The sequence below is a fragment of the Streptomyces sp. NPDC037401 genome (genome assembly GCF_055602345.1).
Genome location: NZ_JBVJWO010000002.1, coordinates 53,947 through 80,892, shown reverse-complemented (window position 1 = coordinate 80,892; position 26,946 = coordinate 53,947). Strand labels below are relative to the sequence as shown.

Genomic DNA, 26,946 nt, shown 5'->3' with positions numbered 1-26,946 from the left:
GGGCGCTGGATCACGGGCCCGTGATCCACCGCCCGCCCCGGCGGTCTCCCTAGACCGGGGCTCCGGCCGGTTCGGCGGACGGGGCGGGGGCCGTGCCGGCCGGGTCGGGGTCCGCCTCGTGCTTGCCGAACCACGCGACGGCCACCGCGCCCGCCACGGCCAGCACGAAGCCGAGGACGGCGAGCCAGGCGTAGCCGGGCCGGGAGGCGTCGCCCAGGGCCAGGACGCCGATGGCGCCGGGCAGGACCGTCTCGCCGACGACCAGCGCGGCCGTGGCGCCGTTCACCGAGCCGATCTGCAGGGCCACGGTGTGCAGGTACATGCCGCCGACGCCCGCCAGCACGATCGCGTACAGCGCCGGGTCGGTGAGCAGGGCGACCGGGTCGAAGGGGTCGATGCCGTTCAGGATCCGTACGCCCACGCCCAGCGCGCCGAAGCCGAGGCCCGAGAGCAGACCGGCGAGGATCGCGGCCCGGGAGCCGAGCAGCCGGACCGCGAGGGTGCCGCCCGCCATCAGCAGGACCGTGATGCCGAGCAGCCACCAGTGCGTGGCCATCGGGGCGTGGTTCTCGCCCTCGTGGCCGGCGGCCGTGGCGAGGAGGACCAGGGCCAGGCAGACCGTCGCGATGGAGGTCCACTCGCGGCGGGACAGCCGGATGCCGAGCATCTTCACGCTGAGCACGGCGGTGATGACGAGGTTGGCGCTGATCACCGTCTGGGAGAGGAACAGCGGCAGCATCCGGGCTGCCAGCGCGCCGAGACCGAAGCCCACGAAGTCGAGGATCGTGCCGACGATGAACTCCCAGGTCATCGCCGCCTTCGCGGTCGAGGACAGGCTGGGCCCCCCGTGCTGGGTCCGCTGGTCGGCGTTCGCGGCCTCGCGGCGGGCGGACTTGCGGGACCCGACGGCTTGCAGGACGGATCCCGTTCCGTAGCAGATCGATGCCGCGATGGCGGTCAGCAGGCCTATGAGCACCCGAGGGCTCCGTTCACGTCTGGCAGGTTTTGCGGTACCACTGCCAGACGTGAGAAGCGCGCCGGAAGTTGCCTCGGACGGCCGAAAACGCCGCGCCGGAGGTCAGGAAAGTGCGGCGAGCGCCGCCGGGACCTCGTCGACCGAGTCGACCAGCGCGATCCGGGACGCCATCGGGCGGCCGACGGCCAGGGCCTGGAGCAGCGGCCAGGCGGGCAGCTTCTCCGTCCAGTGGGCCCGGTTCACCAGCACCATCGGCGCGGGCTCGCCGCGGGACTCGTAGTAGTTCGGGGTGGCGTTGTCGAAGATCTCCTGCACGGTGCCCGCGGCGCCCGGCAGGAAGACGACACCGGCGTTGGAGCGGGCCAGCAGGCCGTCCTCGCGGGTCGCGTTGGCGAAGTACTTCGCGATGTGGCCGACGAAGGCGTTGGGCGGCTCGTGGCCGTAGAACCACGTCGGGATGCCCACCGAGTCCCCGCCGCCCGGCCACTGCTCCCGGACCGCGAACGCCGCCTCCGCCCAATCGGTGACCGACGGGGCGAAGGACGGCGCCTTGGCCAGCCGCTCCAGGGCCTCCGGCAGTGCCGCGTCCTCGAAGGGGGCGAGATACGCGCCGAGGTTCGCGGCCTCCATCGCGCCGGGGCCGCCGCCCGTGGCCACGGTGAGCCCCCCGCGAGCCAGCGCCCGGCCGAGCCGGGCCGCCCCCGCGTACTCGTCGCCGCCGCGGGCCATCGAGTGCCCGCCCATCACGCCCACGACCCGGACGCCGGCGAGCAGCTCGTCCAGGGCGTCCGAGATCGCGTCGTCGTGGATCGACCGCAGCATCGAGGAGAAGACGTCGCCGTCCGACGCCGTCTCCTGGAGCCATGCGTACGCGAGCGCGTCGGGGGTGGTCTCGTAACCGGCGGACAGCCCGTCGAACAGCTCCTCCGGCGTGTAGAGGAGGCCGCGATACGGGTTGAACGGCAGGTCCGGCACCGGCGGGAAGACCAGCGCCCCGTCCGCCCGCACCTTCTCGGCCGCGTCCGGCTGCATCGGGCAGCCGAGGAACACGGCTGCCGACGTGTCCGCCTGCAGCAGGGCGAAGGTCCGCTCCAGCAGGTTGACCGACTGGATGCGGTAGCCGCTCAGCGAGCCGCGTGCCACCACCTGGTCGAACTCGGCGAGGGTCTCGATCTCGATGTCTGCACTGTGTCGGTTGGCCACCCGGCCACCCTACGGCGGCCCGTTCCGCCGCCGCCTAGCGGGTGAGGGCCATGGCCGTGAGCCGGGCGACTGCCCAGGTCAGCGGGGCGCAGAGCAGCACCACGGCGGCGACCCGCACCGTCGCCGCCGTCCGCAGCACCGCGCCGGGGGTGCCCAGGTCGAGCAGGGCCCGGCGGGTGTCCGCGCGGGCCTGGCGGGCCTCCACGGCGGTGACGAGCACGGTGGCCGCCGCGCACACGGCGGCCAGTGCGGCGGCGGGCCAGGTCAGCGGGCCCAGCGGTACGTCGAGGCTGTCGCGCACCGCCGGGGCGGCGAGACCGGCCGCAGCGACGGCGCAGAGCACGCCCAGCGGCGGGCCGATCCGGGAGGCCTCCTCCTGGAGCGTCCGCCCGGCGAGCAGCCGGACCGCGCCCGGCCTTGCCAGCTGCACCAGGGCCCCGCAGCCGTACGCCACCGCGGGCCCGGCCAGTGCCAGCCCGACTGCCGAGAGCGCCCAGCCGGCCAGGGCGCCGCCCGTGCTGCTGCGGCCGGCGTACGCGAGGACCGCCAGTCCGGTGGCGAGCAGGGCCAGGCCCCACGGCAGCAGCTGCTGCGGGGCGCGGGCGGTGTGCGGTCGCAGGGTGAGGGCCGCCGCCGTGGCGCCGGCGAGCGGTGCCAGGGCCAGCAGCGTGAGCGCGGCCGGTACGGGGAAGGGCTGCTCGGCGTGCAGCAGCCGTGGCGCGGCCCCGTCGAACGGCAGCCCGCCGATGTCGCCGCGCAGGTGGAGGAAGACCAGCAGGGCAACGGCGCTGCCCAGGGCGCAGGCGACGGCCGTGGAGATCGCGGCGACGACGGAGAGCCGTACGGGCCCCAGGCCCATCGCGGAGAGCCCCTCGCGGGTCCGGGTGGCCGGGTCGGTGCGGGCGACGGCGGCCGCGAAGTGCACGGTCAGCGCCAGCGGCACCAGGCACCACAGCAGCCGGGGTGCGGAGCCCTCGGGCCGGGCCACGGCCCCGGCCAGGATGGAGAGCAGCAGGAATCCCGTGCCGGCGGAGGCGGCCGCCACGAACAGCCGGCGCAGCTGGACCAGCGGCCGGGAGCCGCGGGCTAGGCGGAGAGCGAGCACTCGGCGCGGCCCTCCGCGTCGGAGGGGAAGGCGGTACCGGCGGCCCCCGCGAGACGTCCGTCGATCAGTGCCACCCTGCGGTCGGCCTGGGCGGCGGTCTCCTCGTCGTGGGTGGCGAGGACGACGGTGATCTCGTGGGAGCGGGCCGCGGTGGTGAGGGTGCGCAGCAGCTGGGCGCGGTCGGCGCGGTGCAGCGGGGCGGCAGGTTCGTCGGCGAAGACCACGGCGGGCAGGGCCACCAGGGCCCGGGCGAGGGCGACGCGCTGGGCCTCCGCCCGGTTGAGGGCGGCCGGGCGGCGCCGGGCGAACGATCCGATGTCGAGGCGGTCCAGCCATTCGGTCGCGGCCCGTTTGGCACTGCGGTGTGGGGCACCGGACAGCAGCAGCGGCAGCGCGGCGTTCTCCCACACGTTGAGCTCGGGGATCAGCTGCGGTTCGGGGCCGATCCAGCCGAAGCGGTCGCGGCGCAGCCGCTCGCGGAGGAGGGCGCCCATGGTGTGCACGGGGACGCTGTTGAACCACACCTCGCCCTCGTCGGGCAGCACCTGTCCGGACAGACAGCGCAGCAGCGTGGTCTTGCCGCTGCCGCGGGGCCCGGTGACGGCGAGGATCTCGCCGGCGCGGACGCCGACGGACACCGCTGTCAGGGCGGGGGATCCGCTGTGGGAGTAGTGGAGGGAGCGTGCCCAGAGCACGTCGTTGTCCGGCGGGGCCACCATGGCGTACACCTCGGTTCACATCGACTGCGGACCGGACTCGCTGCCCGGCTCCCCCGTCCGGGGGAACGAAGCCGAAGCCGATCGGTCACTGGGCACCGTAAGGAGACGGAGGCACGGAGGGCGGACAGCACACGGCCCGGATGCGCCCGTTCTCACTCGAACGGGCGCATCCGGGCCGTGTGGCACGACGGCGGTGAGGGGGCCGTCATGGGCTCACCGGGACCCGCAACGTCCCGGGAGAGCCTGGCTCCTCGGGCCGGACAGAGGCCTGAGGAGTCGGGTGTGGGTCAGAGCTTGGTCCACGCCTCGGTGAGCACCGAGCGCAGGATGCCTTCGATCTCGTCGAAGGTGCCCTGGTCGGCGATCAGCGGCGGGGCCAGCTGGATGACCGGGTCGCCACGGTCGTCGGCGCGGCAGTACAGGCCGTTCTCGAAGAGAGCCTTGGAGAGGAAGCCGTAGAGCACGCGCTCGGTCTCCTCGTCCGTGAAGGACTCCTTCGTGGTCTTGTCCTTCACGAGCTCGATGCCGTAGAAGAAGCCGTTGCCGCGGACGTCGCCGACGATCGGAAGGTCGTGCAGCTTCTTCAGGGTGTCGAAGAAGTTGCCCTCCTGGTCCAGCACGTGCTGGTTCAGGCCTTCCTTGTCGAAGATGTCGAGGTTGGCGATGGCCACGGCGGAGGACACGGGGTGTCCGCCGAAGGTGTAGCCGTGCAGGAAGGTGTTGTCGCCCTTGTAGAACGGCTCGGCGATGCGGTCCGAGACGATGCAGGCACCGATCGGGGAGTAGCCCGAGGTCATGCCCTTGGCGCAGGTGATCATGTCGGGCACGTAGCCGAACTTGTCACAGGCGAACATCGTGCCGAGGCGGCCGAAGGCGCAGATCGTCTCGTCGGAGACGAGCAGCACGTCGTACTGGTCGCAGATCTCGCGGACGCGCTGGAAGTAGCCGGGCGGCGGCGGGAAGCAGCCGCCGGCGTTCTGCACCGGCTCCAGGAAGACGGCCGCGACGGTGTCGGGGCCCTCGAAGAGGATCTGCTGCTCGATCTGGTCGGCGGCCCAGCGGCCGAAGGCCTCGGGGTCGTCGCCGTGGATCGGGGCGCGGTAGATGTTGGTGTTCGGCACCTTGTGCGCGCCGGGGACCAGCGGCTCGAAGGGGGCCTTCAGCGCCGGCAGGCCGGTGATGGACAGCGCGCCCTGCGGGGTGCCGTGGTAGGCGACCGCACGCGAGATGACCTTGTACTTGGTGTGCTTGCCCTGCAGCTTGAAGTACTGCTTGGCGAGCTTCCACGCGGTCTCCACCGCCTCGCCGCCGCCGGTGGTGAAGAAGACCTTGTTCAGGTCGCCGGGGGCGTAGTGGGCCAGCCGCTCGGCCAGCTCGACGGCCTTCGGGTGGGCGTACGACCACACGGGGAAGAAGGCCAGCTCCTGCGCCTGCTTGTAGGCGACCTCGGCCAGCTCCTTGCGGCCGTGGCCGGCGTTGACCACGAACAGTCCGGCGAGACCGTCGAGGTAGCGCTTGCCCTTGTCGTCGTAGATGTAAGTGCCCTCGCCACGCACGATGGTGGGGACGGGGGAGTTCTCGTACGAGGACATGCGGGTGAAGTGCATCCACAGGTGGTCGTACGCGGTCTTGGACAGGTCCTGGGTCACGGCTATCGGGTTCCCCACATGTAGGTCTGCTTCTTCAGCTTCAGGTACACGAAGCTTTCGGTGGAACGCACGCCGGGGAGCGTGCGGATCCTTTTGTTGATGGTCTCCAGCAGGTGGTCGTCGTCCTCGCAGACGATCTCCACCATCAGGTCGAACGAGCCCGCGGTCATCACCACGTATTCGCACTCGGCCATGGCGGTCAGCGCATCGGCCACCGGGTCGAGGTCGCCCTCGACGTTGATGCCCACCATCGCCTGGCGCCGCAGCCCCACGGTGAGCGGGTCGGTGACGGCGACGATCTGCATGACGCCCTGGTCGAGCAGCTTCTGGACGCGCTGCCGTACCGCTGCCTCCGACAGGCCGACGGCCTTGCCGATTGCTGCGTACGGACGACGGCCGTCCTCCTGCAGTTGCTCGATGATCGCCAGGGACACAGCATCGACCGAAGGGGACGGTTGTCTGTTCCTGGCATCTGTGCTTCGACTGACCACGACCTCACTGTGCACGAGGACTCGACAGTTCCGCAACCCGGAATCGATGAAATCCGTTGCTCAAGGGATCGGATCCCACTGATTTCGTAGTTCATAGGGTCTGGCTCTGTCGAAAGCGTCACCTAAGGGACTAGGCTGGGGGAACTGTCTCAATCGTTGGACATCTGATCAGGAGAGTGGCTGTAGTGACCACCGAACTGCGTCGTCTGCGCAACTACATCGGCGGAGAGTTCAGGGATGCCGCCGACGGGCGGACCACCGAGGTGGTCAACCCCGCCACCGGCGAGGTCTTCGCGACCGCCCCGCTGTCGGGCCAGGCCGACGTCGACGCCGCCATGGCCGCCGCCGCTGCCGCCTTCCCGGGATGGCGCGACACCACGCCGGCCGAGCGCCAGAAGGCCCTGCTGAAGATCGCCGACGCGTTCGAGGCGCGCGCCGACGAGCTCGTCGCCGCCGAGTCCGAGAACACCGGCAAGCCCCTCGGCCTCACGGCCAGCGAGGAGCTGCCGCCGATGGTGGACCAGATCCGCTTCTTCGCGGGTGCCGCCCGCATGCTCGAGGGCCGCTCGGCCGGCGAGTACATGGAGGGCATGACCTCGATCATCCGCCGTGAGCCGGTCGGCGTCTGTGCCCAGGTCGCGCCGTGGAACTACCCGATGATGATGGCCGTGTGGAAGTTCGCCCCGGCGATCGCCGCGGGCAACACCGTGGTGCTCAAGCCCTCGGACACCACCCCGGCCTCCACCGTCCTGATGGCCGAGATCATCGACTCGGTCCTCCCCAAGGGCGTCTTCAACGTCATCTGCGGCGACCGTGAGACCGGCAAGGCCATGGTCGAGCACTCCGTACCGGCGATGGCCTCCATCACCGGCTCGGTGCGCGCCGGCATGCAGGTCGCCGAGAGCGCCTCCAAGGACGTCAAGCGCGTCCACCTGGAGCTCGGCGGCAAGGCCCCCGTCGTCGTCTTCGAGGACGCCGACATCCCGAAGGCCGTCGAGGACATCGCCGTCGCCGGCTACTTCAACGCCGGTCAGGACTGCACCGCCGCGACCCGCGTGCTCGTGCACCAGTCCATCCACGACGAGTTCGTCTCCGCCCTGGCGAAGGCCGCGGCCGACACCAAGACCGGCCAGCCGGACGACGAGGACGTGCTCTACGGCCCGCTGAACAACCCGAACCAGCTCAAGCAGGTCGCGGGCTTCATCGAGCGCCTCCCCGCCCACGCCAAGGTCGAGGCGGGTGGCCACCAGGTCGGCGAGAAGGGCTACTTCTACGCCCCGACCGTCGTCTCCGGCCTCAAGCAGGACGACGAGATCATCCAGAACGAGGTCTTCGGCCCGGTCATCACCGTCCAGTCCTTCACGGACGAGGCCCAGGCCCTGGAGTACGCGAACGGCGTCGAGTACGCCCTCGCCTCCTCCGTGTGGACCAAGGACCACGCCCGCGCGATGCGCATGTCCAAGAGCCTCGACTTCGGCTGCGTGTGGATCAACACCCACATCCCGCTGGTCGCCGAGATGCCCCACGGCGGCTACAAGAAGTCCGGCTACGGCAAGGACCTCTCCGCCTACGGCTTCGAGGACTACACGCGCATCAAGCACGTCATGACCTCGCTCGGCGGCTGACCGCGCGCCGCTTGATCAGAACCGATCCCTGAGGGGGCGGGCAGTAGACAGACTGTCTATTGTCCGCCCCTTCTCGTTGGACCGAGTCTTGGCCCATGCCCGAACGCATCGCTCCTCGTACGATCTCCCGCCGCGCGACGCTGCGCGGCCTCGGCGCGGCCGGACTGCTGACGGCCCTCACCGGCTGCGGGGTTCCCGCCGCCTACGTCGAGGAGGGCAGGCGCGGTGCGGACGACCGGTCCGCACGGGACAAGAGCGTGTCGTTCGCCAACTGGCCGCTGTACATCGACACCGACGACGAGGACGAGACCCGCCGCCCCACCCTGGAGGCCTTCTCCGAGCGCACCGGGGTCCGGGTCCGGTACACCGAGGAGATCAACGACAACGACGAGTTCTTCGGCAAGGTCAGCCCGTCGCTGATGAACCGCCAGGACACGGGCCGCGACCTGATCGTGGTGAGCGACTGGATGGCCGCCCGCTTCGTCCGCCTGGGCTGGGCGCAGAAGATGGACCGCGCCGCCCAGCCGAACGTCGCCAAGTACCTGGACCCGCAGCTGCGTTCGCCCGCCTTCGACGAGGGCCGGGCGCACAGCGTGCCCTGGCAGTGCGGCATCACCGGCATCGCGTACAACCGCCGGAAGCTGGGCCGCGAGCTGAAGTCCACGGCGGACCTGTGGCGTTCCGACCTGGCCGGCAAGGTCACCCTGCTGTCCGGCCTCGACGAATCCTTCTCCCTTCTGATGCAGGGCGACGGCGTCGACGTCACCCGGTGGACCGAGGCCGATTTCCACCGCGTGTGCGACCGGGTGGAGGATCTGGTCCGCCGCAAGCACATCCGCCGATTCACCGGCAACGACTACATCAAGGACCTCTCCACCGGCGACGTGCTGGCCTGCCAGGCCTACTCCGGCGACGTCGTCCAGCTCCAGGCCGACAACCCGGACATCGAGTTCGTGGTGCCGGAGGAGGGGGCCGAACTGTGGGCCGAGAGCCTCCTCGTGCCCAACCTCGCCCAGCACAAGACCAACGCGGAAGCGCTGATCGACCACTACTACGACCCTCAGGTCGCAGCCGAGCTGGCCGCCTGGGTCAACTACGTCTGTCCGGTCCCCGCCGCCCGCGACGTCCTCGCGGACTCCGACGACGAGGAGACGGCCGCCCTGGCCGAGGACCCGCTCATCTTCCCGGACGGCGAGATGCGCAAGCGCCTCGCCATCGCGCGGGACGTCTCCGCCTCCGAACGCCGGACGTTCGCCAAGCGGTGGAACGCGATCGTCGGCCTCTGACGCCCCACCGGACACCCCGCCGCGCGGGGACCGGAGCCTCGACCGGGGCCGATGACTCGTACCCCTTCCTGCTCCACGGCACCGACTGGAAGCGGTGGAGTCGGCTGCTACTGCCTGAACGCGGCCATCGCGATCGCCAGGGCGACCGGATTCGTGCCCTCGCCCTTCGCGTCCGTGGAGTTGACGGAGTACACGAGGGTCCGGGACAGGTCGCGGGTCGCGCCTATGCCGGTGTTGTAGCCGTGCCGCCCGCCCGTCTTGCCCCAGGCCACCGTGCCGCCGGGCAGCACGATACGGGCCAGCCCCGCCGTCAGCTGGGCGTCCTTGCCCGAGACGGAGTCCTTCACCCGCGGCACGGTGAACATCTCCTCCAGCTGCGGCGCCGGCACAACCCGCCCGCTGAACAGGGCCACGGTGAAGCGCTCCAGGTCGGCGGTGGTCGAGATGATGTCGCCGGCCGCCCAGCGGCTCGTGGACTCCCACACCGTCACATCCCGCAGCTCCGTGGAGCCGTCGGGCCGCAACACCGCCTGGTACCCGCGGTTGTGCGGACCGTGGATCCGTACGTCCGCGCCCGGGAAGGAGGTGTGGCGCAGCCCCAGCGGCCGCAGGATCCGGTCCTCCACCGCCTGCTCGTACGCCTTCCCCGTCAGCTTCTCGATCAGTACGCCCAGCACGGTGTAGTTGATGTTCAGATAGTGCTGCCTGGCGCCCGGCCGGAACTCCGGCCCCTTCGCGACGGCGGCCGCGATCTGCTCGCGCGGGTCCGTCACGTCGAACCGGTGCTCCCACTGCTCCTCGAAGGAATCCCCCGGTCCGTCGGCCGCCCGGATCCCGCTCGTGTGGTTCAGCAGCCGCCGGACCGGCACCGGCTCGAAGGTGTCCGGCAGCAGCCCCGGCAGGTACTGCTGCACCGGCCGGTCCAGATCGACTCGGCCCTCCGCTGCCAGCTGGAGCACGACCGCGGCCGTGAACGCCTTGGTCACCGATCCCGCCCGGAACCGGCCCTGCTCCAGCACCTTGCGCCCGCTGCGGACGTCCGCCACCCCGGCGCCGCCCTGCCAGCGGCCGCCCGTGCCCCCCACCCGGACCAGCGCAGCCGTGGCCTCCGCCGCCGGCAGGCCGGCGATCGCCGCCCGCAACGCCGCAGCATCCGGCGCCAGCGGCGCCGCAGCCGCGCTCACGGGCACCGGATGCACCGGATCCGCGACCGCCGAGGCGGCGGCAGGTCCCGCCGCGATGCCCAGGACCAGCGTGGCGGCGATCATCGTGCGCATACGTGCGTTCATGTCGTGCTCTCCCCCTGAGGTCTCCACCGGAAGCTCCGACGTCCCCCGGTGACCTCAATGCTGCTGGTCAGACCCCATGCAGCGGATCACCCGCGAGAGCCAATCCCACCGGTACGACAACTCACCGGCGCGGGGGACCCGACACGCCGCCCCTCACTCTCCGGAGGGAGCCCCGGGCCCGCCCGCCGCCCCCGCCGCTACCAGCCCGGACTCGTACGCGCAGATCACCGCCTGGATCCGGTCCCGCAGCCCCAGCTTCGCCAGCACATGGCCCACGTGCGTCTTGACCGTGTGCTCGCTCACCACCAGCGCCGCCGCGATCTCGGCGTTCGACAGCCCCCGCGCGAGGTGCAGCAGCGTCTCCCGCTCCCGGGCCGTCAGCACGTCCAGCCGCTCCGCCGAGAGCGCCGCCGCCGCAGCGCCCGCCGCCGGCCGCGCGGTCGCCGCCGTGTACTCCTCGATCAGCCGCCGCGCCACCGAAGGCGCGAGCAGCGACTCCCCGGCCGCCACCACCCGCACCGCGTGCACCAGGTCGTCCCGCCGCACGTCCTTGAGCAGGAACCCGCTTGCCCCCGCGTGCAGGGCCTCGTAGACGTACTCGTCCGAGTCGAACGTCGTCAGCATGACCGTCCGGCAGGCGCTCTCCGCGCAGATCGTGCGGCAGGCCTCGATCCCGTCGAGCCCCGGCATCCGGATGTCCAGCAGCGCCACGTCCGGCGCGTGCCGGCGCACCGCCTCGACCGCCGCCGCACCGTCCCCCGCCTCCGCGACCACCTCGATGTCCTCCTGGACGTCCAGGATCATCGCGAAGCCGCTGCGCACCAGTTCCTGGTCGTCGGCCACCACCACACGGATCGTCAACTCCCCACCTCCCGCGGGGAGACTACAAGCCGGACCAGCACCTCGAAGCCGCGTCCGCCGGGGCCCGGTCCGGCCGTCGCCGTCCCGCCGTGGGCGGCCGCCCGCTCGCGGATCCCGATCAGCCCGTGTCCGCCCGTTCCGCCCCCGCGGGGCCCCCGCCCGTCGTCCGTGACGCGGACGGTGAGGACCTCGGGGCCGTACTCGAGCAGCACGGCCGCCGAACCGGCCCGCGCGTGCTTGACGACGTTGGTCAGTGCCTCCTGCACCACCCGGTAGACCGTGGTGCCGGTGGCCGCGGGCAGTGCCCGCACCGCACCCGTCTCCCGGTACGACACCTCCGGCCCGCCCAGCCGTACGCGCTCCAGCAGGGCCGCCAGCGAGCCGATCCCGGGCTGCGGCGCCCGCGGGGCCGACGTCTCCTCCTCGCGCAGCACCCCCAGCATCCGGCGCAGCTGCACCATGGCGTCGCGGCCCGTCTCCGATATGGCCTCGAACGCCGCCTCGGCCCGCTCGGGCGCCCGCCGCACCGCGACCGGGCCCGCCTCCGCCTGCACGATCATGATGCTGACCGCGTGGGACAGGATGTCGTGCATCTCGCGGGCGATCCGGGCCCGTTCGCGGGCGGCGGCCTGTTCGGCCTCGATCCGGTTGGCCCGCTCCAGCTGCGCGGCCCTGTCCTCGATCGCCGCGAGATAGGCCTGCCGCGTGTGCTGGAGCCGGCCGAGGGTGTAGGCGGCGCCGAACACGAAGAGCGAGAAGAGCAGTTCCATGGCCGTACGCGAGTTGAGGGCGACGGACACCACGATCACGGCGGTCGCGATCGCGCACAGCGCGAAGCGCGCCCGCGCCGAGCACATCAGGGCGACGGTGTAGAATGCCACCAGGCCCGCGTACGGCAGCGGCTGCCCCGGCCCGTCGATCACGAAGCGGTAGAACCCGCTCGCCGCGATCACCCCGAACGACACCAGCACCGGGGCCCGGCGCCGCCAGACCAGGGGCACCGAGGACAGGGTCGTCAGCCCGTACGCCAGCCAGGTGGCCTTCGAGGCGTCCGGGTCGCGGGGCACCACGAACGGGATCGTGACGGCCACCTGCACCAGCAGCGCCAGCCCGATGTCCGCGACCCGCGGATCGGCGCGCCGCAGCCGTCCGGGCAGCTCCCGCAGGCTGCGTATCGCGGCCGGCGTCACCGCCCGCCCGCCGCCGCGGCCCGTACGGCCACCAGCGCGTCGACGCGGTTGGTGGTGACGGCGTCCACTCCGGCCGCGATCAGCCTGCGCATCGTGCGCTTCGTGTCGGCCGTCCACGCCGACACCAGCAGCCCGTCCGCGTGCAGGGCGGCGGTCAGCTCCCGGCTCACCAGCCCGAAACGGTAGTTGAGCCAGCGCGGGGCCACGGCGTCGACCAGCACCCGCCGCGGCGGGCAGAGCGTGGTCCAGGTCAGCGCGATCTCCGCCCCCGGATCCGCGGCCCGCACGGCCAGCATGGTGTCGGCGCCCGCGCAGTAGTAGGTGCGGTCGCGCGCACCGCACTCGCGGACCGTGCCGACGACCGTGCGCACGGCCTCCGCGCTCGCGCCGGGAAGGTCGATCATGACCCGCCCGGCCCCGGTCGCGATCAGCGCCTCGCGCAGGGTGGGCACCCCGCCGCCGGTCAGCTCCCGCAGCTGGGCCGCGGTCATCGCGTCCAGCCGCACGTCGTTGCCCCAGAGCCGCTGCAGGGTGTCGTCGTGGAGCAGCACGGGCACCCCGTCGCGGGTGAGCCGTACGTCGATCTCGACCGCGTCCGCGCCGCGCGCGAGCGCCGACCGCAGCGAGGCGAGGGTGTTCTCGCGGGCGACGTACGGATCTCCGCGGTGGCCTACGGCCGTCAGGGTGCGCATGCGCCCATTCTGGCCGTCCGTCAGCGGGCCAGCCAGGCGCCCGTGTACGTGTCGATCTCCGCGGCGAGCTTCGCCTTGCCGGCCGGGTCGAGGAAAGAGGCCTCGACGGCGTTCTTCGCGAGCTGCGCGAGCCCGAGCTCGTCGAGTTCGAGCAGCCGGGCGGCCACGGCGTACTCGTTGTTGAGGTCGGAGCCGAACATCGGCGGGTCGTCGCTGTTGATGGTGACGAGCACGCCGGCCCGCACCATCTCCTTGACCGGGTGGGCGTCGAGGTCGGTCACGGCGCGCGTGGCGATGTTCGAGGTCGGGCAGACCTCCAGCGCGATCCGGTGCTCGGCGAGGTGGGCGAGCAGTCCGGGGTCCTGGGTGGCGCTGGTCCCGTGGCCGATGCGCTCGGCGCCCAGCTCGTGGATGGCGTCCCAGATGGTCTGCGGACCGGTCGTCTCGCCGGAGTGCGGCACGCTGTGCAGGCCGGCCGCGCGGGCCCGGTCGAAGTACGGCTTGAACTGCGGGCGGGGCACGCCGATCTCGGGTCCGCCGAGTCCGAAGGAGACGAGGCCCTCAGGGCGCAGGTCCACGGCGAGGCGGGCGGTCTCGGCCGCGGCCTCCAGGCCGGCCTCGCCGGGGATGTCGAAGCACCAGCGCAGCACGACGCCGAGTTCGGCCTCGGCGGCCTTGCGGGCGTCCTCGATGGCCTCCATGAAGGCCTTCTCCTCGATGCCGCGGCGCGTCGACGAGAAGGGGGTGATGGTCAGTTCGGCGTACCGGATGTTCTGCCGGGCCATGTCGCGGGCGACCTCGAAGGTCAGCAGACGGACGTCCTCGGGGGTGCGGACCAGGTCGACGACGGACAGGTAGACGTCGATGAAGTGGGCGAAGTCGGTGAACGTGAAGTAGTCGGCGAGCGCCTCGGGGTCCGTCGGGACCTTGGAGTCCGGGTGGCGGGCGGCCAGTTCGGCGACGATGCGCGGGGAGGCCGAACCGACGTGGTGGACGTGGAGTTCCGCCTTGGGCAGCCCGGCGATGAAGGGGTGCAGGTCGGTCATGGAGGCCTCCGGGTGACGGGTAGGGGCTGGTCCGATCATCGTAGGCAGCCCGGGGCAGCCCGTAGCATGGCGGCACGAGAGGGGGCCTGAACACATGTCCGACCAGCAGCCGGGGCCCGCAGGGGGAGCGCCGCACGATCCGTGGGCGCCGCCGGAGCGGTCGAAGGTCCACCTGGGCAAGGAGCCGGGCGCTCCTGCCGCGCCGTCCCGCCCCGCGCCCGCGTACCCGGCCGCGCCGTCCGTGCACGACCAGCCGACGATGGCCGCCGTGCCGGAGGCGGCCCACGGCCTCCCCGCCCCGTCGCAGCACGTGCAGGCGGCGCCGCAGCCGTACGCGCCCCCGGCACCCCAGCCGTACGCGCCCCCGGCGCAGCCGCATCCCGCGTACGCCTACCCGCAGGCCGCTCCCGCGGCGCCCGGGCCGTACGGCTACACCGCCCAGCCGTCGTACACGGGCTACGTGGAGTACCCGGGCGGGCCCGGCCTGCCGGCCTACCCGCAGCCGGGCTGGGGCATGCCCGCGCCGGACAACGCACTGTGCACGGCGGCCCTGGTGCTCGGCATCCTGTCGGTGTGCGTCTTCTGCACCAGCATCTTCGCCGTGGTGATGGGCGTCGCGGCGGTCGTCTGCGGCGTGCTCGGCCGCCGCAAGGTCGCCCGCGGCCAGGCCACGGAGGGCGGCAAGGCACTGGCCGGGATCATCCTCGGCGCGCTCGGCGCCGTGCTGGGCGCCACGTTGTTCGTCTTCATGGTGGCCGTCTGGACGACCCAGCCGCAGGCGCCGGAGGACGGCTCACCGCGCACTCCCGCCCCCGCGACGGAGCAGGTCGTCCACCGCCCCTGACCGGGGGCCCGCCGCCCCGGACCGCTACTCCTGGACCGCTCCCGACCGAAGCCGGTCGCGGGCCTCCATCAGGGCGAAGCCCAGCAGGTTCAGCCCGCGCCACTCGGCGGGGTTCCCGGCGCGGGCGTCGTCCGCCGCGAGCCCGATGCCCCAGACGCGGTCCATCGGCGAGGCCTCGACCAGCACCCGGTCGGCCGTACCCAGCAGGTACGAGGTCAGCGCGGGCGACGAGGCGAATTTGTGGACGCTGCCCGCGACCACGATGCCGAAGCGCTCGCGCGTCCACACCGCGTCGTCGAAGCCGCGGACCAGGCGGCCCGCCTTCTTCGCCTCCGCCGGGCTGCGGGCCGCCAGCGCCGCGGCCTCCGCCGCCGGATCCCCGAACAGCCGGGCCTTCTCCGCCATCATCCAGTGCTCGGCCGTTGCATACGTGACGTCACCGACGGTGAACGGAGCCGGCCACCACTGGCTCAGACAGCTGGGGCCGAGCGAGCCGTCCGCACGCGGCCGGTGGCCCCAGAAGGGCAGGTACTTCACCCGCCCACCGCTGTTGACCTGCTCGATCAGTTTGTCGATCTTTTCCATGCACGCGAGTCTGGCAGTCGCCACTGACACTTCGTACGGGATTTTCGGTCCGACGCGACACATGGTCGACCGATTCCGTCGCGTAATCAAAAGGCAACAACGGAATCACTTGGCGGAGTGGAACAGCTCTGTCAGGATCGGCACTCAATTCGAGCTGGAGCTACGGAGAGCGTGATGGGCAACCGCTTCCAGGTTAAAGACCGCTTCGCAGACGGCGCACAGTACATCGGCGGGCGCCTGCGGCCCGGTACCTCTGGACAGTCACACACCGTCGTCAATCCGGCCACCGGTGAGGAAGTGCTCACCTACGAGCTCGCCTCCACCGCGGACGTGGACGCGGCCGTGGCCGCCGCCAAGGCCGCCTTCCCCTCATGGTCGGGCGCGACGCCCGGAGAGCGCTCGGACGCCCTCCACCGGCTCGCCGCCGTCCTCGCCGAGCAGGCCGCGGACTTCGCGTACGCAGAGTCGCTGCAGTGCGGCAAGCCGCTGAAGCTGAGCACGGAGTTCGACGTCCCCGGGACCATCGACAACACCGCGTTCTTCGCGGGCGCCGCCCGGCACCTCCAGGGGCAGGCCGCGGGCGAGTACTCCGGCGACCACACGTCGTACGTACGCCGGGAGGCCATCGGCGTCGTCGGCTCCATCGCGCCCTGGAACTACCCGCTCCAGATGGCCGCCTGGAAGATCCTCCCGGCGGTCGCGGCAGGCAACACCATCGTCCTCAAGCCCGCCGAGCTGACCCCGCTGACCTCCCTGATGTTCGCCCAGGCGGCCCAGGAGGCGGGGATCCCCGACGGCGTGATCAACATCGTCACCGGCGCGGGCCGGGAGGCAGGCGAGCACCTCGTCGGCCACCCCGACGTCGTCATGACCTCCTTCACCGGCTCCACCGCCGTCGGCAAGCGGGTCGCCGAGATCGCCACCGCCACCGTCAAGCGCCTCCACCTGGAGCTCGGCGGCAAGGCCCCCTTCGTCGTCTTCGACGACGCGGACGTCGAGGCCGCCGCCCACGGCGCGGTCGCCGGCTCCCTCATCAACACCGGCCAGGACTGCACGGCCGCCACCCGCGCCTACGTCCAGCGGCCGGTCTACGAGGCCTTCGTCGCCCGCGTCGCCGCCCTGATGGAGACCGTGCGGGTCGGCGACCCCTTCGCCCCCGGCACCGACCTCGGCCCGCTCGTCTCCCACGCCCAGCGCGACCGCGTCGCCGCCTTCGTGGCGCGCGCCCGCGGCTACGCCACCGTCGTCACCGGCGGCGAGGCGCCCGGGGACGAGCTCGCCGACGGCGCGTACTACCGGCCGACGCTGATCGCGGACGCCGCCCAGGACAGCGAGGTCGTCCAGTCCGAGATCTTCGGCCCGGTGCTGGTCGTGCTGCCCTTCGACACCGACGACGAGGGCATCGCGCTCGCCAACGACACGCCGTACGGCCTCGCCGCCTCCGCATGGACCCGCGACGTCTACCGCTCCGGCCGCGCCACCCGCGAGATCAAGGCCGGCTGCGTGTGGGTCAACGACCACATCCCGATCATCAGCGAGATGCCGCACGGCGGCTACAAGGCCAGCGGCTTCGGAAAGGACATGAGCCTCTACTCCTTCGAGGAGTACACGCAGGTCAAGCACGTGATGTTCGACAACACCGCGGTGGCGGCCAAGGACTGGCACCGCACGATCTTCGGGGACCGATAGCAGCCGCCGTCCGACCACACGGCACACCCACCCGAAAGGGCAACAGCGCATGGAGCAGTACGAGCCCGACCGCCTCTCGGCGGCGCAACTCGCCGCGATGCAGCGCAGCCTGACCAGCGGCCGCGGCGCCCTCACCCGCCGTTCGCTGCTGCGCGCCTCCGGAGTCGGAGCGCTCACGGTCGGCGGTCTGGCAGGCCTCACCGCCTGCGGGATCCCGCCCGCCAAGCGCGAGGGCGACGGAGCGGCGGCGTCCGACGACCACTCGGCCAAGGAGAAGACGATCAACTTCTCCAACTGGACCGAGTACATGGACATCAGCGAGGACGAGAAGAGCCGCCCGACGCTGGCGGAGTTCACCAAACGCACCGGGATCAAGGTCAAGTACACCGAGGACATCAACGACAACGTCGAGTTCTTCGGCAAGATCCGCCCCCAGCTCGCCGCTGGCCAGGACACCGGCCGCGACCTGATCGTGGTCACCGACTGGCTGGCCGCGCGCATGATCCGGCTCGGCTGGGCGCAGAAGCTCGACCCCTCTCACCTGCCGCACGCGTTCGCGAACCTGTCCCCGCAGTTCCGCAGCCCCGACTGGGACCCGGGCCGGGCCTACTCGTACCCGTGGACGGGCATCTCCACCGTCATCGCGTACAACTCCAAGGCCACCGGCGGCAAGAAGGTCGACTCGGTCACGCAGCTCCTCGACGACCCGTCCCTCAAGGGCCGGGTGGGCTTCCTGACCGAGATGCGCGACACCGTCGGCATGACCCTGCTCGACCAGGGCAAGGACCCCGCGAAGTTCACGGACGCCGACTACGACGCCGCCATCGGGCGCCTCCAGAAGGGCGTCGACAAGAAGCAGATCCGCCGCTTCACCGGCAACGACTACACCTCGGACCTCGACAAGGGCGACCTCGCCGCCTGTCTCGCCTGGGCCGGTGACGTCATCCAGCTCCAGGCCGACAACCCGAACATCAAGTTCGCGATCCCCGCCGCCGGCTACATCACCTCCAGCGACAACCTGCTGGTCCCGGCGAAGGCACGGCACAAGGCGAACGCCGAGAAGCTCATCGACTACTACTACGAGCTCCCGGTGGCCGCGCAGCTGGCCGCGTACATCAACTACGTCTGTCCCGTCGAAGGGGTCAAGGACGAACTCGCGAAGATCGACCCCGAGCTCGCGGCCAACACCCTGATCCTCCCGGACAAGGCCATGGCCGCGAAGTCACGCGCCTTCCGTTCCCTCAGCAGCGAGGAAGAGACGGCGTACGAAGAGAAGTTCGCCAAGCTCATCGGCGCCTGACCGGCGTACCCGCACCCCTTCCGACACCACCACCGGGACCGCGACCCATGACTGAAAAGACCGCGGGCGGCGACGTCCGCCTCACCGGGATCAGCAAGCACTACGGCTCCTTCACCGCCGTGCACCCGCTCGATCTCACCATCCCGCAGGGCTCCTTCTTCGCCCTCCTCGGCGCTTCCGGCTGCGGCAAGACCACCACGCTGCGCATGATCGCCGGCCTGGAGGAGCCCTCCACCGGCACCGTCCACCTCGGCGACCGCGAGGTCACGCACCTCCCGCCGTACAAGCGTCCGGTCAACACGGTGTTCCAGAGCTACGCGCTCTTCCCGCACATGGACATCTTCGAGAACATCGCGTTCGGCCTGCGCCGCCGCGGCGTCAAGTCGGTCAAGAAGCAGGTCGACGAGATGATCGACCTGGTCCAGCTCGGCGAGCACGCCCGCAAGAAGCCGCACCAGCTGTCCGGCGGGCAGCAGCAGCGCGTGGCGGTCGCCCGCGCGCTGATCAACCACCCCCAGGTGCTGCTCCTCGACGAGCCGCTCGGCGCCCTGGACCTCAAGCTGCGCCGCCAGATGCAGCTGGAGCTCAAGCGCATCCAGACCGAGGTCGGCATCACCTTCGTGCACGTCACGCACGACCAGGAGGAGGCCATGACGATGGCCGACTCGGTCGCGGTCATGAACGGCGGCCGGGTCGAGCAGCTCGGCGCCCCCGCCGAGCTCTACGAGAACCCGCGCACCACCTTCGTCGCCAACTTCCTCGGCACCTCGAACCTCATCGAGGCGTCCGTGGAGCAGGCCGGCGGCGCCTCCTCCGACGTCGTGGTCTCGGCTGCCGGAACGAAACTGCGGCTGCCCGCCGGGCGATGTTCGACCACCCCCCGCTCCGGCGGAAAGCTGCTGGTCGGCGTGCGCCCCGAGAAGATCTCCGTGGTCCACGCCGACGAGGAGCACACGATCGCGGACGGCCGCAACAAGGTCACCGGCCGGATATCCGCCTCCTCCTTCATCGGCGTATCCACGCAGTTCGTGATCGACAGCCCGGTCTGCCCCGGGCTGGAGGTGTACGTACAGAACGTCGAGCGGGACGCCCGCCTGACCCCCGGCACCGAGGTCGTCCTGCACTGGAACCCGGCGCACACCTTCGGGCTCGACGCCGCTCAGGACATCGACGCGGGTGTCGAGACGGTCGGGGACGCCCAGTGAGCGACGCACGCGAGGCCACCGGCCCGCACCCGGCAACGACAGCCGCACCGGCGCGCCGAGCAGGCGGAGAAGCGAACGAAGAAGGTGCCGCATGACCGTGACCGAGGCACCGCCCGCGGCCGCTCCCCAGGCGGAGCCGCCGGTCCACAAGCCCTCCGTGCGCAAGCGGCTGGTGCCGTACTGGCTGCTGCTGCCCGGCATCCTGTGGCTGCTGGTCTTCTTCGTCCTCCCGATGATCTACCAGGCCTCCACCTCGGTGCAGACCGGCTCCCTCGAAGAGGGCTTCGAGGTCACGTGGCACTTCCAGACCTACTGGGACGCCCTCACCGAGTACTACCCGCAGTTCCTGCGCTCCCTGCTGTACGCGGGCACCGCCACCGTGCTCTGCCTGCTGCTCGGGTACCCGCTCGCCTACCTGATCGCCTTCAAGGCGGGACGCTGGCGCAACCTGCTGCTGATCCTGGTGATCGCGCCCTTCTTCACCAGCTTCCTGATCCGCACGCTCGCCTGGAAGACGATCCTCGCGGACAGCGGCCCGGTCGTGGGCGTACTGAACAGCATCGGCTTCCTGGACGTCACCAGCTGGCTCGGCATGACCGAGGGCGAGCGCGTGCTGGCCACCCCGCTGGCGGTGGTCTGCGGTCTGACGTACAACTTCCTGCCGTTCATGATCCTGCCGCTCTACACCTCGCTGGAGCGGATCGACACCCGCCTCCACGAGGCCGCGGGCGACCTGTACGCCACCCCCGCCACCACCTTCCGCAAGGTGACCTTCCCGCTGTCCATGCCGGGCGTGGTCTCCGGGACGCTGCTGACCTTCATCCCGGCGAGCGGCGACTACGTCAACGCGGAGCTGCTCGGCTCCACGGACACCCGGATGATCGGCAACGTCATCCAGTCGCAGTACCTGCGGATCCTCGACTACCCGACGGCGGCCGCGCTGTCCTTCATCCTCATGGCCATCGTGCTGATCATGGTCACCGTCTACATCCGCCGAGCGGGAACGGAGGACCTGGTCTGATGCGCGCTCCCCTCACCTGGCTCCGGCGCAACCTCGTCGTCATCGCGGGCCTGTGCACGCTCGCGTACCTGATCCTGCCGAACGTCGTCGTGACGGTCTTCTCCTTCAACAACCCGGCCGGGCGGTTCAACTACGCCTGGCGGGAGTTCTCGCTGGAGGCCTGGAAGGACCCGTGCGGGGTCGCCGACATGTGCGGATCGCTCTCGCTCTCGCTGCAGATCGCCCTCTGGGCGACCATAGGCGCGACCGCGCTCGGCACCGCGATCGCCTTCGCGCTGGTCCGCTACCGCTTCCGGGCCCGCGGCGCGGTCAACTCGCTGATCTTCCTGCCGATGGCCATGCCGGAGATCGTGATGGCCGCCTCGCTGCTCGCGCTCTTCCTCAACATGGGCATCGAGCTGGGCTTCTGGACCATCCTGATCGCCCACGTGATGTTCTGCCTCAGCTTCGTCGTGGCCGCCGTCAAGGCGCGCGTGCTCTCGATGGACCCGAAGCTGGAGGAGGCGGCACGCGACCTCTACGCAGGACCGGTGCAGACGTTCCTGCGGGTGACCCTGCCGATCGCCGCCCCCGGCATCGCGGCCGGCGCGCTGCTGTCGTTCGCCCTGTCCTTCGACGACTTCATCATCACGAACTTCAACTCGGGCAACACCGTCACCTTCCCCATGTTCGTGTGGGGATCGGCCCAGCGCGGTACGCCCGTCCAGATCAACGTCATCGGCACGGCGATGTTCGTCATCGCGGTGCTGGTGGTACTCGTCGGCCAGACGGTCGGCAACCGCCGCAAGAAGGCACAAGCCAAGTAATACCTAAGCAATACCCAGGCAATACCGTAGGGAGTTGGAAGCCATGGCCCCAGTCGCCATGCGAAGTGTCACACGATCCCTTTCCGAAGCGCTGCCGGTCTCGTACTGGCTGGACGACCCCGGCAAGCCCGCCCCGCAGCCCGCGCTGACCAGCGACGAGCACTGCGACCTCCTGGTCATCGGCGGCGGCTACACCGGCCTGTGGACCGCGCTCCTCGCCAAGGAGCGCGACCCCTCGCGGGACGTCGTCCTCATCGAGAGCAAGGAGGCGGGCTGGGCCGCCTCCGGACGCAACGGCGGATTCTGCGCCGCCTCCCTCACCCACGGCTTCGCCAACGGGCTGGCCCGCTGGCCCGACGAGCTGGCCAGGCTGGAGGAGCTGGGCGCCCGCAACCTCGACGCCATCGAGGAGGCGGTCGCCCGCTACGGCATCGACTGCGACTTCGAGCGCACCGGCGAGATCGACGTGGCCACCGAGCCCCACCAGCTCGAGGAACTGCGCGAGATGCACGAGGAAGCCGAGCGCCTCGGATTCGGCGGCTCGGTCCTGCTCGACCAGGACGCCGTACGGGCCGAGGTCGACTCCCCGACCTTCCTCGGCGGGCTGTGGGACAAGGACGGGGTGGCCATGCTGAACCCCGCGAAGCTCGCCTGGGGCCTCAAGCAGGCCTGCCTGGGCCTGGGCGTGCGGATCTACGAGAACACGCGCGGCCTCAAGATCGCCTCGTCCGGCGCCGGGATGGCCGTGCAGACCCCCTACGGCCGGGTCTTCGCCCGCCGGGTCGCCCTGGGCACCAACATCTTCCCGTCCCTGGTCAAGCGCATCCGCCCGCTGACCGTCCCGGTCTACGACTACGCGCTGATGACCGAGCCGCTGACCGCGGACCAGCTCAAGGCCATCGGCTGGCACAACCGCCAGGGCCTGGGCGACAGCGCGAACCAGTTCCACTACTTCCGGATCACCCCCGACCACCGGATCCTGTGGGGCGGCTACGACGCCATCTACCCGTACCGCGGGAAGCTCGACTCGGAGTACGACCACCGCCCCGAGACCTACCTCAAGCTGGCGCAGCACTTCTTCACCTGCTTCCCGCAGCTGGAGGGCGTGCGCTTCAGCCACGCCTGGGGCGGGGCGATCGACACCTGCGCGCGGTTCTCGGCGTTCTTCGGCACGGCCCACTCGGGCAGGGTGGCCTACGCGGCCGGCTACACCGGGCTCGGAGTGGGGTCCACCCGCTTCGGCGCCGACGTGATGCTGGACCTGCTCAGCGGCGTGCGCACCGAGCGGACCGAGCTGAAGATGGTGAAGTCCAAGCCCATGCCGTTCCCGCCCGAGCCCTTCGCGTGGACCGGCATCGCGCTCACGAAGTGGTCGCTGGCACGGGCGGACACGCACGGCGGCCGCCGCAACATCTGGCTGAAGACCCTCGACCGTTTCGGACTGGGCTTCGACAGCTGATCCGCTGGCGGGCAGCTGATCGCATCGGCCTCCGATCAAGGGTTGTGCGCCCCCTGCGGCCGGGGCGCACAACCCTTGATCTCCGTGTGAGCCCTCTCACTACCACTCGGTAGCCGAACCCGCGTCATGCCCGTGCTCCGGCCCGCTCTCTCCCGTAGACGCAGGCGACGGAGAGCGAGGGAGACCGGACGATGAACAACGGCTCGGAGGCCAAGGCCGCAGTGGAGTGGCTGGTTTCGGTGGCACCGGATCCCGACGCCTGCCGCTGGGAGTGGGAGCGCAACCCGCTGGGGGTGGCCCTGCTGCCCGCCGGCCGCCGCTGGGACGTGCTCATCCTGCCGGGGCCGCTGGCCCGGCCCGCCTTCGAGGTGCTGGGCCGCATGGCGGGCCAGCCCGGCCCGGTGCTCGCCGACTTCGGCGACGAGCGGCTGGGGTTCTTCGTTCCGCCGGGCACCGCCGCCCGCTGGGTCGGCACGGGCGTACGGGGAGCCGGGCGCGGCACCTGGATCGTCGTGCCGTACCCGGGGCGGGTGACCGGCGGGGTGCGCTGGGTGGTCCCGCCCGACGGCTCCGGGCGCCTCACCGACCCGGTGCTGCTGGAGATCGCGATGCACGAGGCCGCGGCGCAGCTGGCGGGGGTGGATTGAGCGGCCAGCCGGGAAATCCACGCTGCACAGGCGTGGTTGACCCGTGGTGACGGACAGTCGTCAGGCAAGCGGGCAGCGTGTGAGTGCCCCGCAAGGGCCGGTTCGGGCTGGACAGCAGCTTTGGCTGGAAGCCCTTGCATCGGCAAAGGGCGGAGTCACGTTCCGGAGGCAGTTGTTGCGTGTGCCGCGACAAGATGTTCCTCCTCATCGCGGCCGCCGCGTGTTCGGACGGCCGACCTGCAAGCCGCCGAACCGTGGAGTCGGGCGGCCGTGCACATGAGGAATGGGCAGACCTGCAAGCCGGAGTCGATCCGGGGCGGCAGTTGGTGACGGCACCGGCACCACCGACGTGTCGGCCTGGACCCAGTCGGCGGGCGCCTGGCAGAAGCTCACCACGACCTTCCGCACCGGAGCCGCCGCCCGCTCCGTGACCGTCTTCACCCACGGCTGGTACGGCCAGTCGGCCTACCTCGCCGACGACCTCACCCTCCTCGGCCCCGACCCGGGCACCGGGCAGCCGCAGCCCCCGGCCGCCCCGGCCGGCCTGACGGCCGGATCCACGACCGCCTCCGGCGTCGCCCTGTCCTGGACCGCCTCCTCCGAGTCGCCATCGGCCTCCCGGCCACGACCCAGGCGGGCAACGGCCACACCCCGCCCGCGGAGGTGAACAAGGCCCTGGACTGCCTGACCAGGAAGGCGAACTGCGGCTCGTACCAGACGCACGGCACCTGACCCGCCCTGCGCGGCCTGACGACCTGGTCGGTCAACTGGGACCGGTTCGGCGGCTGGCGGTTCTCCCGGAACTTCGACGCGTACTTCGGCTGACGAGCAGCAGCGGCAGCAGCAGCACCCAGCTGAGCAGCGCACTGGCCAGCACGTCCAGCGGCCAGTGGAAGCCGCGCAGGACCAGACCGGTGCCCGTCGCCGTCGCGAGCGCGACGGCGACGGGCACCGCCCAGTTGCGCCGCAGGTGCGGGGAGACGAGCAGGGCGGCGCCGACGTACGCCACCGCGGCGGTGGCCGTGTGCCCGGAGGGGAAGTAGCCGGCGGCCCACGGCTCCAGCGGGCCGGGCCGGGCCGTCCACTCCTTGAGGGGCACGACCACGGCCGGGACCAGGGCCATCGCGAGGCCCGCGGCGGCCGGGGCGCGCCGGCTGCGGCCGCGGCGGACCGCGTACGCCATCGCCAGCAGGAGGACGGGGACGGCGACGGGCACGTTGCCGAGGTCCGAGAGGCGCTCGGTGACGGCATCGGGGACCGTGCGGACCAGGGCGCGGCTGAGGCGCTCGTCCGGGGTGAGCAGCGGTCCGCCCGCCAGGACCTGCCAGATGGCCAGGCAGAGCCCGGCCAGGCACAGGAAGAGGGAGACGAGAAGGAGGGTCGGCCGCCCCGGAACAGGGGGGATGGTTCCGGGGCGGCCGACCGGACCGGGCTGCCGCGCGCCCCGGGGGGTGTGGGGCGGGCGGCCATCCGATCGGTGAGGAGTGTGCGCGAACGCACGCCCGGCAGGGAGCTGGGGAAGCCCGGTGCCGGTTTCGTCCGCAGTGCCCTGCGGACGGGGTGTTTCACTCATCTGCAGAAACCGTACGGCAGCAAAAGGGGGACCGACAGCGGGAACGCGCTCCCGCCATCGGCCCCCCACACCATCTTCACAGTGCCCGCCGGTTACCGGTGGTACTGCTCGAACGGATATCGCAAGCCCGTTCCCGACGGTCGATCAGAGGGCCGCGAGGGCGGCCTCGATGACGTCCAGGCCCTCGTTCAGCAGGTCCTCGCCGATGACGATCGGGGGCAGGAAGCGCAGCACGTTGCCGTAGGTGCCGCAGGTGAGCACGAGGACGCCCTCCTGGTGGCAGAACTTGGCCAGCGCGGCGGCCGCCTCCGGGTTCGGGGTCTTCGAGGCCGGGTCCTTGACCAGCTCGATGGCGATCATGGCGCCGCGGCCGCGGATGTCGCCGATGATCTCGTGCTTCTCCTGCATGGCCGTCAGACGGGCCTTCATGATGGACTCGATCTTCTTCGCCTTGGCGTTGAGGTCGAGCTCCTTCATGGTCTCGATGGAGCCGAGCGCACCGGCGCAGGCCACCGGGTTGCCGCCGTAGGTGCCGCCGAGGCCGCCCGCGTGCGGGGCGTCCATGATCTCGGCGCGGCCGGTGACGGCGGCGAGCGGCAGGCCGCCCGCGATGCCCTTGGCGGTCGTGATCAGGTCCGGGACGATGCCCTCGTCCTCGCACGCGAACCACTGGCCGGTGCGGCAGAAGCCGGACTGGATCTCGTCCGCGACGAAGACGATGCCGTTGTCGTTGGCGAACTTCACGATCGCCGGGAGGAAGCCCTTGGCCGGCTCGATGAAGCCGCCCTCGCCGAGCACCGGCTCGATGATGATCGCGGCGACGTTCTCGGGGCCGATCTGCTTGGTGATCTGGTCGATCGCCTGGGCGGCGGCCTCGGGGCCGCAGTTCTCGGCACCGGTGGGCCAGCGGTAGCCGTAGGCGACCGGGACGCGGTAGACCTCGGGGGCGAACGGACCGAAGCCCTGCTTGTACGGCATGTTCTTCGCCGTCAGCGCCATGGTGAGGTTGGTGCGGCCGTGGTAGCCGTGGTCGAAGACGACGACGGCCTGGCGCTTGGTGTACGCGCGGGCGATCTTGACGGCGTTCTCGACGGCCTCGGCGCCCGAGTTGAACAGGGCCGACTTCTTGGCGTGGTCGCCCGGGGTCAGCTCGGCCAGCGCCTCGCAGACCTCGACGTAGCCCTCGTACGGCGTGACCATGAAACAGGTGTGGGTGAAGTCGGCGAGCTGCGCGGAGGCGCGGCGCACGACGGCCTCGGCGGAGGCGCCGACCGAGGTCACGGCGATGCCGGAACCGAAGTCGATCAGGCGGTTGCCGTCGATGTCCTCGATGATGCCGCCGTCCGCGCGGGCGGTGAAGACGGGCAGCACGGAGCCCACGCCGCCGGCCACCGTGTTCAGACGGCGGGCCTGCAGCTCCTGCGACTTCGGGCCGGGGATCGCGGTGACGATCTTGCGCTCCTGCGGAACAGCGCTCATGAGGGCTCCTGGGGGGTGTTTCGGACGCACTTGTGTCTTTGTCGGCAGGCTAGGCCCGCGCGGGGGGCCGAGGCATGCTCCATCAGGGAGTGATCTCCGCGTGTCCTTGTCCGCGGCGGCCATAGGGAGTGTCCCGCGGCGCGTGCCCGGTATCGGCGTCACGGCAGGCGGCGGGCACTAGATTGAGCGGCGCAGCACGGAATCAC

At 71.4% G+C, this 26,946-nt stretch carries 24 protein-coding genes and 2 pseudogenes; 12 read left to right on the top strand and 14 right to left on the bottom strand.

The window, feature by feature from the left end; all coding sequences use genetic code 11:
* Nucleotides 1–49 precede the first annotated feature (49 nt).
* The 6 genes from ACZ7H1_RS01875 to ACZ7H1_RS01850 form a co-directional block, all read right to left on the bottom strand.
* Nucleotides 50–976: a DMT family protein gene (locus ACZ7H1_RS01875; RefSeq protein ID WP_470782863.1), complete on the bottom strand. Its 927-nt coding sequence runs from the start codon at nt 974–976 to the stop codon at nt 50–52.
* 102 nt (nt 977–1,078) lie between these two features.
* Nucleotides 1,079–2,179, bottom strand: a complete 1,101-nt coding sequence (locus ACZ7H1_RS01870; RefSeq protein WP_470782862.1) for an LOG family protein — start codon at nt 2,177–2,179, stop codon at nt 1,079–1,081.
* Between the two features lie 34 nt (nt 2,180–2,213).
* Nucleotides 2,214–3,284: a hypothetical protein gene (locus ACZ7H1_RS01865; protein WP_470782861.1), complete on the bottom strand. Its 1,071-nt coding sequence runs from the start codon at nt 3,282–3,284 to the stop codon at nt 2,214–2,216.
* The gene (locus ACZ7H1_RS01860; RefSeq protein ID WP_470782859.1) at nt 3,266–4,003 is read right to left on the bottom strand and encodes an ABC transporter ATP-binding protein; all 738 of its coding nucleotides are present in this window, start codon (nt 4,001–4,003) and stop codon (nt 3,266–3,268) included. Before ACZ7H1_RS01860 ends, ACZ7H1_RS01865 begins: the two co-directional genes overlap by 19 nt.
* A 287-nt stretch (nt 4,004–4,290) precedes the next feature.
* The gene (locus ACZ7H1_RS01855) at nt 4,291–5,670 is read right to left on the bottom strand and encodes an aspartate aminotransferase family protein (protein WP_470782857.1); all 1,380 of its coding nucleotides are present in this window, start codon (nt 5,668–5,670) and stop codon (nt 4,291–4,293) included.
* Nucleotides 5,655–6,158: an Lrp/AsnC family transcriptional regulator gene (locus ACZ7H1_RS01850; protein ID WP_226739912.1), complete on the bottom strand. Its 504-nt coding sequence runs from the start codon at nt 6,156–6,158 to the stop codon at nt 5,655–5,657. Before ACZ7H1_RS01850 ends, ACZ7H1_RS01855 begins: the two co-directional genes overlap by 16 nt.
* A gap of 170 nt (nt 6,159–6,328) precedes the next feature.
* Between ACZ7H1_RS01850 and ACZ7H1_RS01845 the strand changes: the two genes are divergently transcribed.
* Together ACZ7H1_RS01845 and ACZ7H1_RS01840 are read left to right on the top strand one after the other, a co-directional pair.
* The gene (locus ACZ7H1_RS01845; protein ID WP_470782855.1) at nt 6,329–7,768 is read left to right on the top strand and encodes a gamma-aminobutyraldehyde dehydrogenase; all 1,440 of its coding nucleotides are present in this window, start codon (nt 6,329–6,331) and stop codon (nt 7,766–7,768) included.
* A 122-nt stretch (nt 7,769–7,890) separates the two neighbouring features.
* Nucleotides 7,891–9,054: an ABC transporter substrate-binding protein gene (locus ACZ7H1_RS01840; RefSeq protein ID WP_470783157.1), complete on the top strand. Its 1,164-nt coding sequence runs from the start codon at nt 7,891–7,893 to the stop codon at nt 9,052–9,054.
* 107 nt (nt 9,055–9,161) lie between these two features.
* Here the strand turns inward: ACZ7H1_RS01840 and ACZ7H1_RS01835 are convergent, their stop codons facing one another.
* The 5 genes from ACZ7H1_RS01835 to ACZ7H1_RS01815 all read right to left on the bottom strand — a co-directional run bounded on the left by ACZ7H1_RS01835 (nt 9,162) and on the right by ACZ7H1_RS01815 (nt 14,132).
* Nucleotides 9,162–10,343, bottom strand: coding sequence for a serine hydrolase domain-containing protein (locus ACZ7H1_RS01835; RefSeq protein ID WP_470782853.1), 1,182 nt, complete (start codon nt 10,341–10,343; stop codon nt 9,162–9,164).
* 153 nt (nt 10,344–10,496) lie between these two features.
* Nucleotides 10,497–11,204, bottom strand: a complete 708-nt coding sequence (locus ACZ7H1_RS01830) for a response regulator transcription factor (RefSeq protein WP_470782852.1) — start codon at nt 11,202–11,204, stop codon at nt 10,497–10,499.
* Nucleotides 11,201–12,394, bottom strand: coding sequence for an ATP-binding protein (locus ACZ7H1_RS01825; RefSeq protein ID WP_470782850.1), 1,194 nt, complete (start codon nt 12,392–12,394; stop codon nt 11,201–11,203). The genes ACZ7H1_RS01830 and ACZ7H1_RS01825 overlap by 4 nt, the downstream gene beginning before the upstream one ends.
* Nucleotides 12,391–13,086 carry a glycerophosphodiester phosphodiesterase gene (locus ACZ7H1_RS01820; protein WP_470782849.1) on the bottom strand — a complete coding sequence of 232 codons (696 nt, stop codon included), beginning with the start codon at nt 13,084–13,086 and terminating at the stop codon, nt 12,391–12,393. The genes ACZ7H1_RS01825 and ACZ7H1_RS01820 overlap by 4 nt, the downstream gene beginning before the upstream one ends.
* Before the next feature lie 20 nt (nt 13,087–13,106).
* Nucleotides 13,107–14,132 carry an adenosine deaminase gene (locus tag ACZ7H1_RS01815; protein ID WP_470782847.1) on the bottom strand — a complete coding sequence of 342 codons (1,026 nt, stop codon included), beginning with the start codon at nt 14,130–14,132 and terminating at the stop codon, nt 13,107–13,109.
* A 94-nt stretch (nt 14,133–14,226) separates the two neighbouring features.
* Between ACZ7H1_RS01815 and ACZ7H1_RS01810 the strand changes: the two genes are divergently transcribed.
* Nucleotides 14,227–14,976, top strand: coding sequence for a DUF4190 domain-containing protein (locus tag ACZ7H1_RS01810; RefSeq protein ID WP_470782845.1), 750 nt, complete (start codon nt 14,227–14,229; stop codon nt 14,974–14,976).
* A 24-nt stretch (nt 14,977–15,000) separates the two neighbouring features.
* Here ACZ7H1_RS01810 and ACZ7H1_RS01805 read toward each other — a convergent pair whose 3' ends face one another.
* On the bottom strand, nt 15,001–15,561 hold the full coding sequence (locus tag ACZ7H1_RS01805) for an NADAR family protein (RefSeq protein WP_470782843.1): 561 nt from the start codon (nt 15,559–15,561) through the stop codon (nt 15,001–15,003).
* Between the two features lie 174 nt (nt 15,562–15,735).
* Between ACZ7H1_RS01805 and ACZ7H1_RS01800 the strand changes: the two genes are divergently transcribed.
* The 9 genes and pseudogenes from ACZ7H1_RS01800 to ACZ7H1_RS01760 all read left to right on the top strand — a co-directional run.
* Complete coding sequence (locus tag ACZ7H1_RS01800) at nt 15,736–17,250, top strand: gamma-aminobutyraldehyde dehydrogenase (protein ID WP_470782841.1); 1,515 nt, start codon at nt 15,736–15,738, stop codon at nt 17,248–17,250.
* A gap of 49 nt (nt 17,251–17,299) precedes the next feature.
* Nucleotides 17,300–18,550 (top strand): polyamine ABC transporter substrate-binding protein, encoded by a 1,251-nt coding sequence (locus ACZ7H1_RS01795; RefSeq protein WP_470782839.1) that lies wholly within the window; start codon nt 17,300–17,302, stop codon nt 18,548–18,550.
* 47 nt (nt 18,551–18,597) lie between these two features.
* Entirely contained in the window at nt 18,598–19,755 is a 1,158-nt protein-coding gene (locus ACZ7H1_RS01790) for an ABC transporter ATP-binding protein (protein WP_470782838.1), read from the top strand.
* Between the two features lie 91 nt (nt 19,756–19,846).
* Entirely contained in the window at nt 19,847–20,776 is a 930-nt protein-coding gene (locus ACZ7H1_RS01785) for an ABC transporter permease (protein WP_470782836.1), read from the top strand.
* Nucleotides 20,776–21,582: an ABC transporter permease gene (locus tag ACZ7H1_RS01780; protein WP_470782835.1), complete on the top strand. Its 807-nt coding sequence runs from the start codon at nt 20,776–20,778 to the stop codon at nt 21,580–21,582. Before ACZ7H1_RS01785 ends, ACZ7H1_RS01780 begins: the two co-directional genes overlap by 1 nt.
* A gap of 43 nt (nt 21,583–21,625) precedes the next feature.
* Nucleotides 21,626–23,041 carry an NAD(P)/FAD-dependent oxidoreductase gene (locus ACZ7H1_RS01775; protein ID WP_470782833.1) on the top strand — a complete coding sequence of 472 codons (1,416 nt, stop codon included), beginning with the start codon at nt 21,626–21,628 and terminating at the stop codon, nt 23,039–23,041.
* 191 nt (nt 23,042–23,232) lie between these two features.
* A complete protein-coding gene (locus tag ACZ7H1_RS01770; protein ID WP_470782832.1) occupies nt 23,233–23,688 on the top strand; it encodes a bifunctional DNA primase/polymerase in 456 nt (151 codons plus the stop codon).
* A gap of 331 nt (nt 23,689–24,019) precedes the next feature.
* A pseudogene (locus tag ACZ7H1_RS01765) lies at nt 24,020–24,289 on the top strand (chitinase); the annotation flags it as partial.
* Nucleotides 24,289–24,513, top strand: a pseudogene (locus ACZ7H1_RS01760) (chitinase); the annotation flags it as partial. The pseudogenes ACZ7H1_RS01765 and ACZ7H1_RS01760, both read left to right, overlap by 1 nt.
* Here ACZ7H1_RS01760 and ACZ7H1_RS01755 read toward each other — a convergent pair.
* Together ACZ7H1_RS01755 and gabT are read right to left on the bottom strand one after the other, a co-directional pair.
* Complete coding sequence (locus ACZ7H1_RS01755) at nt 24,452–25,261, bottom strand: phosphatase PAP2 family protein (protein WP_470782830.1); 810 nt, start codon at nt 25,259–25,261, stop codon at nt 24,452–24,454. The pseudogene ACZ7H1_RS01760 and the gene ACZ7H1_RS01755 overlap by 62 nt on opposite strands.
* 144 nt (nt 25,262–25,405) lie before the next feature.
* Nucleotides 25,406–26,740 carry a 4-aminobutyrate--2-oxoglutarate transaminase gene (gene gabT / locus ACZ7H1_RS01750; protein WP_470782828.1) on the bottom strand — a complete coding sequence of 445 codons (1,335 nt, stop codon included), beginning with the start codon at nt 26,738–26,740 and terminating at the stop codon, nt 25,406–25,408.
* Nucleotides 26,741–26,946: the final 206 nt, after the last annotated feature.